Genomic DNA, 12,357 nt, shown 5'->3' with positions numbered 1-12,357 from the left:
CGTGGCGCCGTCCACGCCGAAGCTCCAGTCGCTCGACGGCACCGGCAAGAGCGGACCGCGTGTTGCGGGGCACCTCCGTGAATGCGATCCTGAGGGGGCATGAGCGAATCGGTTCCGGGGGTCGTCGTTGCGATCGCGGCGGTGTCGGTCGTCGAGAGCATCGGCTACTTCGGGGCGCCGTTCGTGTATGCGCGGCTCGCGTGCTTTTCGCTGCCACCGCGCCGGATCCACGTCGGGCCGCGGGCGCGGGCGGCGCTGGCGTCGCCCTGCGGGTCGCCCTTCCGCGCCGGCGCGGAGCGCGGCTTCGAGGTGGCCCGCCTCGAGGTGCCGCCGCGGTTCGAGACCGACGAGGTCATCGTATACTTCGATCTCGCACGGGCGCGCGCCGTCGCGCGGCTCACCTCGAGCTGGTGGAGGAAGAAGGCCCTCGGCGCGGCGCGCGTCGAGGTCGTCGCGACGCACGAGGGGATCGAGCTCCGCACGAAGTTCCTGCCGTACGGCCTCCTCGCGATCGCCTCCCTCGGGTTGGTGATGCCATGGTACTTCGCGGCGCTGAGCCTCGGCGTGGGCGCGGCTTGCTTCGCCCTCTTCGCGCTCGCCGCCGTCGCTTCGTGGTTCTTCATGCGCGCCCAGATCGAGGTCGCGCTCGACACCGTCCACGACGTCGTCGCCGGCGCCGTCGCGTCGCTCGAGCGGTAGCGCTCGTCGCGCGCCTCACTGCATCGCGGCGGTGTGCTTCGTGAAGGCGACGAGGCTGAACGTGCCGATCTCCCGGCTCCACCGCCCCGTGCCTCAGAACACGATCATCGCGACCGACGGCGAGCCGTTGCAGCGATACGCGATGCGCCACTCGCGCGCGTCGTCGGTGTCGCCGACGGTGTCGCCCTCTTCGACCACCTCGAAGCCGTCGGGGCACTGCTCGCGCATGTAGCGCTCGGCCTTCTCGCGCGCGGCGTCGTGCGCGCCGCGAAGCGCGAGCGTTCCGCCCGTCTTGGCTTCGCTGATGACCCGGATCGAGCCACAGCCGCTGACGAGGAGAAGGAAGGCAAACAGGACCGTGAGCTTCGCGTCCATGACGCATGGACATGTGCACGCATCCGGCCATTCAGGATCACGCGTTGACACGAGGGGTGACACCGCGCTTCTCCATGTCGCCGCGATCGCGCCCTCGTGAACCGCCATTCGCTGTGGGCCGCTGTGTGCTCCCAACGAAGCTGAGCAGATGGCGTCCGCTCAGAACGTCGCGCCGAAGGCCGCGCCGAGGCCGGCGCTCCACAGCAGGTCGAGCTCGTCTTCGATGCGACCGCCGAGGAGGTCCCCGCGCGCGTCGAGCTCGACCCAGAGCGCATGGGAGAGCGGCACGCGGACGGCGGCGAGCGCGTGCGCCCCGAACGCCGCGCCGTGGAACGTCCGGGAGGTCGCGTAGCCCGCGCGCGCGAGCCGCGCCGAGTCCTCGCGGCGAAGCGACTGCGCGATCCCCATCGCGCGCGGGCCCGCGCCGAACCGGAGCGTCCCGAGCCCGAGGCGCACGCGCTGCTCGAGCGATCCGTCGAGGCCGATCCACGCGAGCTCCGACGTCTGCGCGCTCGCTTCGCGCGTCCCCAGCCCGCCGAACACTCCCGCCGAGAGCGCCCATCCGCCTTCCCACGAGTACGCGTAGCCCAGACCGAACCGATGCCCGACGGCGGCGAGCCGCGACGTGAGGAGCTCGTACGACGCCCCGATCTCGTGCGGCCGGAGCAGGAGATCGCCGCCCTTGCGCGCGAGCTTCTCCTCCGGCACGGCCTTGAAGTCCGCCGCGCCGAGCGCGCGATGCTCGCCGCGACCGACGTCGATCTGCGCCGCGGCGGAGCGACCGCCCGCGCGCCGGTGAACGACGTACTTGCCGGGAGCGACGGCGACGGAGATGGGCCGATCGGCGGAGCTCCAGACCTCGCCGACGACGGTGCGCGATCCGAGCGCGTACACGAGGTAGTGCGCGTCCGCCGCGCGCGGCACGACGAGCGAGCTCACCGTCGCCGTGCGCGTGAGCACGACGGGGGCCGCCTCCTTCAGGTCGAGCTGGACCGAAGGACGCTGGAGCGCGCCCGTCGCGCGCGCGGAGCGGTACAGCGTCTGGCTGTAGGCGAACGAGTACGCCTCGGCGAGCGTGACGCGCGCGTCCGCGTCGGCGTCCGCCGCGCCGGCGAGCCCCGTCACCAAGTAATGCGTGAAGACCGCTCCCCCCAGCTCGTCCGATTCCTGCGCCACCTCGCCGTCGGCGGACGCGTGGATGCGGACGACGCCCGAGGCCGCGGTCGCGCCGTCGAGCGTGATCGCGAACGCGTCTTCGGTCGCGACGCCCTTGCCGCGGACGTCCGCGGTCCGGCACGCGTCCACGATGATGATGCGGAGCGACGCCGGGATCGCGGCGAGCTTCGCGTCGATGTCGGCGAGCGCGACGCGCTCTCCGCCGAGGTGGATCCGTTGCCGATCGCCGTGGCCGCTGAAATAGAAGACGAGGGTCACCTCCCCCGGCCGGCGCGTCCTCGCGATCGCCGCCGCGCGGTCGAGCGCCGACATGAGCTGCGCGGCGGACGGCTCTTCGAGGAGGATCGCGTGATCGCGCTGGACGTCGCCGGCCTGGACGAAGACGTCGCGCACGCGCGTCGCGTCGCGCACGGCGTGCTTGAGCGGCGCCTCTCCCGCGAGCCCGAGGCGATGCCCGACCGAGACGACGACGCGGATCGGCTCGGCGCCGGCGCTGCGCGCGACGAGGAACACGAGCCACGCGACGACGCCCGCGACGAAGAGCCGGAGCAGACGCTTCATCGCTCCCAGACGACGGGCAGGACCGCGAGGCCGTCGAAGTCACGGGACTCGCGCGCGGCTTCGACGGCGTCCGGCGGACCGGCGAGGATGACGCCTTCGGTCGGAGAGTCGTCGAAGCGCGCGACGCGTTCGGAGAGGTGGCTGCCTGCCTCGAGCAACGTCGGCGCGAGAAGCACCGACCAGGAGCCGTCGTTCCCGAGGAACCCGACGACGACGGGACGCTCGGAGTCGATCGCCACGTCGACGCGCAGCCGATCCCCGGGCCGGACGGCGATCTCGCCCGACACGCGCTCTTGCCATCCGTCGCGATCGCGGATCGCCGAGAGCTGAACGCCGCCCTTGAATCGCGTCTCCCCCGAAGGGGTCGGCTCCACCATCGTCGGGTCATGGTCTCCCCGCCGCAGGATCAGGAAGAGCGCCGCCGCCGCGACGAACGGCGTCGCGATCCAAGCCACGCGCGCGAAGCGCCGGCGCAGCGGGAGGACCGCCGCGACCTCGGGCGCGCTCGTGACGCGGGCGAGGAAGGTCTCGACCTCTCGCTCGCTCGGCGTGAAGGCGCCGGCCGCGCTCGCGATCGCGGTCACGTAGGCGCGACACTCGGCGCAGGTCTCGACGTGGGCCGCGACCTCCGCGTCGACGTCCCCCGCGACGTGGCCGTCGAGGCGGAAACCGGCAGGATGCGACGATTCGTTCACGATGGCCTCCCTTCTCGTTTGGCCGCTTTGGCCGCGCGTGCTCTCGCGAGCCGCGCGCTCGCCTTCTCCGCGCGCTCGCGGATCGACGCGACGCGCTTGAGGATCGTCATCCGCGAGTAGCCGAGCTCGCTCGCGATCTCCTGGTGGGTCATGCCGTCGACGAACGCCATCACCGCGATCGCCCTCTCTTCGTCGTCGAGCACGTCGAGGATCTCGAGGACCGACTGCCGCTCCTCCAGCGTCGTGCCCGGCGTGACGGGGAGCGCGTCGCCGGCGTCCTCGAGCGTCACGTCGCGGGCGGCGCCGCGGCGGACCTTGCGCAGGTGATCGAAGCACGTCCGATCGACGACGCGGTAGAGCCAGCGCATCGGTTGCGCCGCGGTCCTCACGCCGGCGCCCGCGCGCATCAGCTTCATGAAGCTCTCTTGCAAGGCGTCGTCGGCGTGCGCTTCGTCGCGGAGGAGGACGACGCAGCGCCGGCGGAGGAAGAACCCGTATCGCCGATAGAGGTCCGCGAGCTCTGCGTTGTCGAGTCCCTCGTTCATGCGCGCGCGCTCAGGGGCAGGGCCAGCCCACCGGCGCCGTCCCGCCAGGATACGTCCACGTCGTGACCGCGCAGCCCTGCTGGGTGCCGCCGCACAGACCGAGGTACTCGGTCTCCCCGCACTCCTCGTAGGTGTAGCTCTTTCGATCCTCGCTGCAGGTCAGCTTCGGATCGTCCGTCGCCGGCCACGCGCCGCCCGGGCCGGGCCCGACGCGCTCCTCGGGATCGAGCGAGCTGCTCGAGCTCGTCGCGCCGCCGCCGTTCGTGCACATGACCCGCGCGAGCTCGGGCTCGTCCGTCAGCGCCATCGCGTACGGCGTCGTGATGGGGAGGTACTCGATGCAGTCTGCATCCTTCTCGCAGGCGAGGACCTTCATGAATTGGTAGCCGTTGCGCGGACCGTCCGCGCTCGCGGGCAGCCCTTCGAACCACGCCAAGAGGACGTCGGGGTTCGCGCCGAGGACGCGATCGACGAACGAAGGCGCGCCTTCGTCGACGAGATCGAGCCTGCCGTTTCCGTTCTTGTCCTCGTACGCGACGAGCGCGCCCAACGCGACCTCGGAGCCGTCCTTGCCGGGGCCCATCGCCGCGCGCGGCGGCGGATCGACGAGCCGGACCTGGAACCTGGCCGGAAAGACGGGCTCCACGGGGACGTCCTCCGCCATCACGTACCTCTTCCCGTCCGTCCAGACGACGGCGACGCGGAGGCTCGCGGGGGGCGACGCGAGGTCCGCGACCGTGAGCTGACCATCGACGCTCGCGAGCGGGTCGCGTTCCTCGACGTCCCCGACCGAGCCGCAGCCGGCGGCGAGGGCCGCGAGCACGATAAGCATTTGAAAGGAATAGAAGAATTTCATAAAGGGCTCCTCGTAGGGGCAGCGAGCGCGCTGCTGTCCCCCAAGACGATCGGAGGGCCCGGTCGGGTTAACCGAAATCGTCACTGCGCGGTCGGCGGCTTGCTCGAGCCAGCGCGGCGTTCGAGCTTGCCGACGTGACGGATGTCCTTGCCGCGGACCATGAAGACGACCATCTCGGCGAGGTTCGTCGCGTGGTCCGCGATGCGCTCGATGTACTTCGCGATCGACTGCACGCGCGTCGCGAGGAACACGTCGGCCGGCTTCTCGCGCATGTGATCGAGCAGCGCGCGGAAGATCTCCTTGTAGAGCTCGTCGATCTTCGAGTCGCGCTCGACGATGCTCGTCGCGCGCTCGGCGTCGCCGGCGACGAAGGCGTCGAGCGCCTCGCGCAGCATCTCCTGCGCCGCCTCCGCCATCTCCACCAGCTGCTGGTACGTGCGCCGATCCTCGAGCGGCGCCTCCGCGTTCAGCTCCACGACGCGATCGCAGATGTTCACCCCGAGGTCGCCCATGCGCTCGAGATCGGTCACGACCTTGAGCGCCATCGTGATGAAGCGGAGGTCGCTCGCGACCGGCTGGCGCCGCGCGAGCACGCGGAGGCAGTGATCGTCGAGCTCGATCTCGAGCCGGTTGATCACGCGATCGATGTAGAGCGTGTTCTCCGCGAGCTCCGTGTTGCGCTCCGTCATCGCGCGCATCGAGAGCTTCAGCATCTCCTCCACCTTCGCGCCCATCATGAGGAGCATCTCGCGGATCTTCTGGAGCTCTCCTTCGTAGAGGCGGTCGGTGTGGAGACGAGGCACGGAGCCTCGAGTCTAACCGAACCGGCCCGTGATGTAGTCCTCGGTCCGAGGATCGGAGGGGCGCGTGAAGATCACGTCGGCGTGGTCGTACTCGACGAGCTCGCCCTGGTAGAGGAACGCGGTGTAGTCCGACGCGCGCGCGGCCTGCTGCATGCTGTGGGTGACGAGCACGATCGTGTACCGCTCGCGGAGGTCGTGGATCAGCTCCTCGATCTTCGCGGTCGCGATCGGGTCGAGCGAGGAGCAGGGCTCGTCCATCAGCACGACCTCGGGCTCGAGGGCGAGGCAGCGCGCGATGCAGAGGCGCTGCTGCTGGCCGCCGGAGAGCGCGCCGCCGGGGCGATCGAGCGCGTCCTTCACCTCGTCCCAGAGCGCGGCCTGGCCGAGGACCTCCTCCACGAGCGCGTCGGCGTCGGCGGGGACGATGCCGGAGAGGCGGAGGCCGGCGAGGACGTTGTCGCGGATCGACATCGTCGGGAACGGGTTCGGCTTCTGGAATACCATCCCCACCCGCCGCCGCACGCGCACGGGATCGACCTCGTCGCGGTAGACGCTCTTGCCGTCGAGGAAGACGTCGCCCGCGATCCGCGCGCCGGCGACGACCTCGTGCATGCGGTTGAGGCAGCGGATGAAGGTCGACTTCCCGCAGCCGGAGGGACCGATCACGGCGGTGACCTTGTGCTCGACGAGCGGCATCGAGATGCCGGCGAGCGCGCGCTTGTCGCCGAACCACGCCGAGAGGTCGTCAGAGCGCATCTTCGCGCTGTTCGTGGCGAGATCGAGGCGCGCGCCGCGGAGGCGGATGCTGTCGATCGAGTCGACGCTCATGCGGAGGCGCTCCCTTCCGCCGCGCGCACGAGGCGGCGCGCGGCGACGTTGAGGACGACGACGAAGGTGACGAGGACGAGCGCGGCCGCCCACGCTTGCGCGTGCCAGTCGTCGCGCGGCGTCATCGTGTAGGTGAAGATCTGGACCTGGAGGCTCGCGGTCGGATCGAGGAGCGACTCGCTCCAGAAGCGGTTGTTGTACGCGGTGAAGAGGAGCGGCGCGGTCTCGCCGCAGACGCGCGCGACGGCGAGCATGCAGCCCGATCGTATGCCGGGCGCGGCGGTGCGGAGGACGACGAAGATCGCGGTGCGCCAGCGCGAGGCGCCGAGCGCGAGGGCGGCCTCGCGGAGCGAGTCGGGCACCGTGCGCGCGACGATGTCGGTCGTGCGCATCACGAGCGGCAACATCACGATCGCGAGCGCGGTCGCCCCCGCGAACGCGGAGAAGTGCTTCATTTGCACGACGATGACGGCGTAGACGACGACGCCGACGAGGATCGACGGCACGCCGGCGAGGATGTCGGTGCCGAAGCGCACCGCGCGCGAGAGCGGGGCCGCGCGCGTCTCCGCGAGGTAGAGGCCGCCCGCGATGCCGAGCGGGATCGCCATCAGGCTCGCGAAGACGACCAGCTGCACCGTGCCCGCGATCGCGTTCGCCATCCCGGCGCCGCGCGCGCCGATCGGCTCGACGAAGAACGCAGGCGAGAGAGCGCGCACGCCGCGGCCCGCGATCCAGAGGAAGACCGCGACGAGCGGGAGGAGCGCGAGGAGGACGGCGGCGCTCGCGAGGCCGCGCGCGACGCGATCGCCGAGCTTCCTCCCGGCGTAGACCGCCTCGAGCTCGTTCGAGGTCATCGCGCGCGGCTCCGGACGAGGACGCGCGCGGCGACGTTGAAGGCGACCGTGACGAGGAACAACATGACGCCGACCTCGGCGAGCGCGCTGACGTGGAGCTCCGTCGACGCGGTCGGGAACTCGTTCGCGATCACGCTCGCCATCGTGTAGCCGGGCGCGAAGAGCGACGACGAGACGTCGGCGCGGCTCCCCACCACCGCCGCGACCGCCATCGTCTCGCCGACCGCGCGGCCGAGGCCGAGGAGCACCGCGCCCGCGACGCCGCGCCGTGCGTGCGGCACGACGACGAAGCGGACGACGTCCCACGGCGTCGCGCCGAGCGCGAGCGCGCCTTCGCGGAGCTCGCTCGGCACCGCGCCGAGGACGTCGCGCGTGACCGCCGCGATCGTGGGGAGGACCATGATCGCGAGGACGAGCGACGCGCAGAGGAGGCCGACCCCGAGGTAGGGGCCGCGGAAGATCGGGAGCCCGGTCGCGCCGAGCAGGGGCTCGATCCAGTCGCGCAAGAGCGGCGCGAGGACGAGCGCGGCCCACAGCCCGTAGACGACGCTCGGCACCGCGGCGAGGAGCTCCACCAGCGCGGAGACGGGCCGGCGCATCGTCTTCGGACCGAGGTCGGTGAGGAACACCGCGACGCCGAGGCCGACCGGCACCGCGAGCAGGAGCGCGACCGCGGCGGTGACGACGGTGCCGAAGAGGAACGAGAGCGCGCCGTACGCGCCGCGGGCGGGGTCCCACGTCGCGCCGATCCAGAACGACGCGCCGTTCTCTCGGATGCTCGGCCACGCGAGGTGGACGACGCTCGCGGCGACGCCGATCAGCACGAGCGCGAGCGCGCCCGCCGCCCCCGCTCCGAGCGCGCCGAGGGTGCGATCGGCCGAGCGCGCGGACTCGCGGGTCTCCTCCTGCGTGCGCGGAGCGTCGCGCGGGACGAGGGCGCGCTGCATCGTCAGAGCGGCCTTCCTTCGGCGCGGAGGCCGCGGACGACGACCTCCGCGCGCGTGACGATCTCGGGCGGCAGCGGCGCGTAGTCGAGCTCGGCGGCGTAGCGCTGGCCGTCGTGGAGCGCCCACCACACGAACCGAGAGAGCGCCTCCGCGCGCGCGCGCTCTCGCGCGTCGCGGGGGAGGACGAGGAACGAGAGCGCGGCGATCGGGTACGCGCCGTCGTCCTCGGCGTCGACGATCGACACGCGGAGATCGGGCGGGACGCGGCCCAGCGCGCTCCGCGCCGCGCGGTCGAGCGAGTCGAGGTCGGGTGTCATCCACTTGCCGGCGCGGTTCCTCACGTGCGCGACGGCGAGGTGCGACTGCCGCGCGTACGCGAGCTCGACGTACCCGATCGAGCACGGCGTCGCCTTCACGTACGCGGTGACGCCGTCGTTGCCGCGCACGCCGACGCCGACCGGAAAGCGCGGCATCGCGCCGGCGCCGATCTCGGCGCGCCAGCCCTCGCTCGACTTCGCGAGGTACGCCGTGAACGCCGCGCTCGTGCCGCTCCCGTCCGCGCGGTGCACGACCGCGATGTCCGCCGCCGGCAGCGCGACGCCGGGGTTCGCGCCGGCGAGGCGCGGATCGTCCCACTTCGCGATCGTCCCGCGGAAGACGTCGGCGATGACGTCGGGCGTGAGCCGCAGCTCGCTCACCCCCGCGACGTTGAACGCGATGACGACGGCGCCGATCGTCATCGGCACGTGCACGAGGTCGGCGCGCGCCTCCTTCAGCTGCGCGTCGCTCATCGGCTCGTCGGTCGCGCCGAAGTCCACCACTCCGTCCGAGACCTGCCGCACCCCCGCCCCCGACCCGAGCGGCTGATAGTTCACGCGCGCCCCCGAATACTCCGCCGCCCACCGCGTATAGAGCGGAAACGGCAAGCTCGCCCCCGCCCCATCGATCGACCGCACATGCCCCCGCGTGCACCCCCCAACCCCGACCACGAGCCCCAAGAGGGGCCCCAGAAGCGGCCGCGAAAGCGGGCGCGAAGCGCCCCGAGTCTTCGAGGGCCGTGTCTGGGGTGGGGGTGTCGGGGGCGAAGCCCCTGACGATGAAAAGCCTCTCGTCATGCGGCCACGTCCTTCGACGACGCACGAAGCTTCACCGGCGACTCCGGCACCCGCACCTCGAAGGTGGTGCCCTTGCCGACGGCGCTCTTCACGTCGATGCTGCCGCCCATCGCCTCGACGAGGTGCTTGCAGATCGAGAGGCCGAGGCCGGTGCCGCCCATCTCGCGCGAGCGCCCCGCGTCGACGCGGTAGAAGCGCTCGAACAGGCGCGCGATGTGCTGCGCCGCGATGCCGGGGCCGTCGTCGACGACGCGGATCAGCGTCGCCTTCTCGGTGCGCTCGGCGTGGAGCGAGATCGCGCAGCCTTCGGGGCAGTACTTCACCGCGTTGTCGACGAGGTTCGTGAGCACCTGCTCGAGCGCGCGGCGATCGCAGTCGATCTCGAGCGCGCGCGGACAATCGAGGCGCAGCGTGATCCTCTTCTTGTCGGCGCGCTCGCGGAACAGCCCGACGAGGTGCGCGGCGAAGCTCTCGAAGCCGAACCGCTCCGGGCGGAGGCGGAGCTCGCGCGACTCGATGCGCGAGAGATCGAGGAGGTCCTCGATCAGGCCCTGCAGCCGCGACGCGTTGCGCTCGATGATGCCGAGGAAGCGACGCGCGCCTTCGGGGTCCTTGTCGAGCGCGAGGTCGAGCGTCTCCGCGGCGGAGAGCACCGCGGTGACGGGCGTGCGCAGCTCGTGCGAGACGTTCGCGACGAAGTCGCGGCGCAGCGACTCGAGGCGGCGCACGTCGGTGACGTCGAAGAAGACCGCGAGGAGCGCCCCGTCCTCGGAGCGCGTCTTGGCCAGCGCGCCCATCGATCCGGTGAACGCGGTCGCGCGCACGAGCAGGTGGCGCGGCTTGAGCCCGCCGACCTCGACCTCACCTTCGCTCCGCTTCTTCGTCGTGCGCGCGCGGTCGAGGATCTCCTTCAGCTCGGCGTGGCGAACGACCTCGAGGAGCGGCTTGCCGATGACGTCGGCCTGGAGGAGCAACATCTCGCGGAGCGACGGGTTCATCAGCGCGACGCGCCCGTCCTTGTCGAGGAGGAGGACGCCCTCCTGCATGCCGTCCAAGATACGCCGCACGAGGTCGCGCTCGCCGGCGAGCTCGTACGCCGCGCGCGAGAAGTTTCCGGCGAGCTGCTCGTGCGCGGTCGTGATCGGGCGCACGGTCTCGTCGAACCAGCGCACGGAGACGACGGTGACGATCGCGGCCGCGACGAAGCCGATGCCGAGCGCGCTCGCGGGCGCGCGGCTGGCCCAGTACACCGAGGCGGCGATGACCGCCCAGACGAGCAGGAAGAGCCGGAGCCGAAGCTTGACGCTCACGGCACCGCGTCACCGTTCGGCTGCGCCGCCTCCGGCGAGTCGGTGAAGCGGTAGCCCACGCCGCGCACGGTCTCGATGTAGTCGCCCGCGCTCCCGAGCTTCTCGCGGAGGCGCTTCACGTGCGTGTCGACGGTGCGCGTCGTGATGTCCGCGTCGATGCCCCAGACGTCGCTGAGGAGCGCGGAGCGCGTCTGCACGCGGTTCCTGCGGTCGTAGAGCGTGACGAGCAGCTTGAACTCGAGCGCGGTGAGCTCGAGCTCGTTCCCGTTCGCCCAGACGCGATGCGCCTCGCGATCGACCTTGAGCGTGCCGAACTCGAAGCCCTGCGCCGCCTCCTGCTCGCCTTGCGAGCGCCGCAGGATCGCCTGCACGCGGAGGAGGAGCTCGCGCACGCTGAACGGCTTCACGACGTAGTCGTCGGCGCCGAGCTCGAAGCCGACGACGCGATCGATCTCCTCGCCCTTCGCGGTGAGCATCACGACCTGCGTGTTCTTCGTCGCCGCGTCGGCCTTGAGCATCTTGCAGACCTCGGTGCCCGGGATCCCGGGGAGCATGAGGTCGAGGAGGACGAGGTCGGGCCGCTTCTCCTTCGCGAGCTTGAGGCCTTCTTCGCCGGTCCCGGCGATGTAGACCTTGTGCCCCTTCTCGCGAAGGTTGTAGTCGAGGACCTGCTGGATGTCCGTTTCGTCCTCGATCACCAGGATTCGGGCCATACTGGCGAAGTACTCTAGCCGTGTGACGGACGTGTGTCACATCGGCGCCGGGCTCGTGAGGCCGGTTTTTCCCTGAAATGCTGCACGAACGGAAGGTCTACGTCGTCGTCCCCGCGCTGGACGAGGCGCTCCACATCGGCCGGGTGATCGCGACGATGCCGCGGTTCGTCGATCACGTCTTCGTCGTCGACGACGGCAGCGGCGACGGGACGGGGCAGGTCGCGCTCTCGGGCGGCGATCCCCGCGTCCGCGTGCTGCGCCACGACGAGCGGCGCGGCGTCGGCGCCGCGATCGCGACCGGCTACGCGGAGGCGCTGCGCGAGGGCGGCGACGCGCTCGACGCGATCGCGGTGATGGCGGGCGACGGGCAGATGCACCCCGACGATCTCGCTGCGGTCGTGATGCCGATCGTCCGCGGGCAGGCCGACTACGTGAAGGGCGACCGCATGGGCGCGTACGGGGTCCACCGGAAGATGGGCCTCCCGCGCTGGATCGGCGGCCGCGTCTTCTCGCTCCTCACGAGCCTCGCGATCCGCGAGCCGATCCGCGATTCGCAGTGCGGGTACACCGCCCTCGCGCGGCGAGCGACGGAGGGGCTCGACCTCGCGGGGCTCTGGCCGGGCTTCGGCTACCCGAACGATCTCCTCGGGCAGCTCGCGGCGCGCGCCGAGCGCATCCGCGAGGTCCCGGTCCAGGCCATCTACGGCGACGAGACGAGCAAGCTAAAGCTCCGACATCTTCCGCCTTTTTTCTTCATCATCGGCCGCGCCGCGCTTCGGCGAGCACGTTCCGGCGCAGCGCGCGTGTCACCCGGATGGATGACGCCGGAAGGAGAGCCCTTGCGTCCGGCGAGCGACGTATCACCATAGATAGCTACGCG

The 12,357-nt window shown here is 71.4% G+C and carries 14 protein-coding genes; 2 read left to right on the top strand and 12 right to left on the bottom strand.

All coding sequences use genetic code 11. The features are described from left to right. The first annotated feature begins 99 nt into the window (after positions 1-99). Positions 100-699 carry a hypothetical protein gene (locus KF837_14315; GenBank protein MBX3228490.1) on the top strand — a complete coding sequence of 200 codons (600 nt, stop codon included), beginning with the start codon at positions 100-102 and terminating at the stop codon, positions 697-699. Between the two features lie 93 nt (positions 700-792). On the opposite strand, the gene KF837_14310 is transcribed toward KF837_14315, so the two are convergent. The 12 genes from KF837_14310 to KF837_14255 form a co-directional block, all read right to left on the bottom strand. Next, positions 793-1,074, bottom strand: a complete 282-nt coding sequence (locus tag KF837_14310; protein ID MBX3228489.1) for a hypothetical protein — start codon at positions 1,072-1,074, stop codon at positions 793-795. Between the two features lie 159 nt (positions 1,075-1,233). Next, positions 1,234-2,811, bottom strand: a complete 1,578-nt coding sequence (locus KF837_14305; GenBank protein ID MBX3228488.1) for a caspase family protein — start codon at positions 2,809-2,811, stop codon at positions 1,234-1,236. Further along, the gene (locus KF837_14300; GenBank protein MBX3228487.1) at positions 2,808-3,506 is read right to left on the bottom strand and encodes a hypothetical protein; all 699 of its coding nucleotides are present in this window, start codon (positions 3,504-3,506) and stop codon (positions 2,808-2,810) included. Before KF837_14300 ends, KF837_14305 begins: the two co-directional genes overlap by 4 nt. Next, a complete protein-coding gene (locus KF837_14295) occupies positions 3,503-4,051 on the bottom strand; it encodes a sigma-70 family RNA polymerase sigma factor (protein ID MBX3228486.1) in 549 nt (182 codons plus the stop codon). The genes KF837_14300 and KF837_14295 overlap by 4 nt, the downstream gene beginning before the upstream one ends. A 10-nt stretch (positions 4,052-4,061) precedes the next feature. After that, a complete protein-coding gene (locus KF837_14290) occupies positions 4,062-4,883 on the bottom strand; it encodes a hypothetical protein (protein MBX3228485.1) in 822 nt (273 codons plus the stop codon). Between the two features lie 104 nt (positions 4,884-4,987). Next, complete coding sequence (gene phoU / locus KF837_14285) at positions 4,988-5,710, bottom strand: phosphate signaling complex protein PhoU (protein ID MBX3228484.1); 723 nt, start codon at positions 5,708-5,710, stop codon at positions 4,988-4,990. 12 nt (positions 5,711-5,722) lie between these two features. Then, positions 5,723-6,466 (bottom strand): phosphate ABC transporter ATP-binding protein, encoded by a 744-nt coding sequence (gene pstB, locus KF837_14280; GenBank protein MBX3228483.1) that lies wholly within the window; start codon positions 6,464-6,466, stop codon positions 5,723-5,725. A gap of 68 nt (positions 6,467-6,534) precedes the next feature. Next, positions 6,535-7,392, bottom strand: a complete 858-nt coding sequence (gene pstA, locus KF837_14275; GenBank protein MBX3228482.1) for a phosphate ABC transporter permease PstA — start codon at positions 7,390-7,392, stop codon at positions 6,535-6,537. Next, positions 7,389-8,339: a phosphate ABC transporter permease subunit PstC gene (gene pstC / locus KF837_14270; protein MBX3228481.1), complete on the bottom strand. Its 951-nt coding sequence runs from the start codon at positions 8,337-8,339 to the stop codon at positions 7,389-7,391. The genes pstA and pstC overlap by 4 nt, the downstream gene beginning before the upstream one ends. A 2-nt stretch (positions 8,340-8,341) precedes the next feature. Next, on the bottom strand, positions 8,342-9,265 hold the full coding sequence (gene pstS, locus KF837_14265; protein MBX3228480.1) for a phosphate ABC transporter substrate-binding protein PstS: 924 nt from the start codon (positions 9,263-9,265) through the stop codon (positions 8,342-8,344). Between the two features lie 185 nt (positions 9,266-9,450). Continuing rightward, complete coding sequence (locus KF837_14260; GenBank protein ID MBX3228479.1) at positions 9,451-10,764, bottom strand: PAS domain-containing protein; 1,314 nt, start codon at positions 10,762-10,764, stop codon at positions 9,451-9,453. Continuing rightward, the gene (locus tag KF837_14255) at positions 10,761-11,477 is read right to left on the bottom strand and encodes a response regulator transcription factor (protein ID MBX3228478.1); all 717 of its coding nucleotides are present in this window, start codon (positions 11,475-11,477) and stop codon (positions 10,761-10,763) included. The genes KF837_14260 and KF837_14255 overlap by 4 nt, the downstream gene beginning before the upstream one ends. Before the next feature lie 77 nt (positions 11,478-11,554). Between KF837_14255 and KF837_14250 the strand changes: the two genes are divergently transcribed. After that, entirely contained in the window at positions 11,555-12,346 is a 792-nt protein-coding gene (locus tag KF837_14250; protein MBX3228477.1) for a glycosyltransferase family 2 protein, read from the top strand. Positions 12,347-12,357 lie beyond the last annotated feature (11 nt).

The sequence above is a fragment of the Labilithrix sp. genome (assembly GCA_019637155.1).
Classification (GTDB): domain Bacteria; phylum Myxococcota_A; class Polyangia; order Polyangiales; family Polyangiaceae; genus Labilithrix.
The sequence above is the reverse complement of the archived record's forward strand: the minus strand, read 5'-3'. Positions and strand labels throughout refer to the sequence as shown.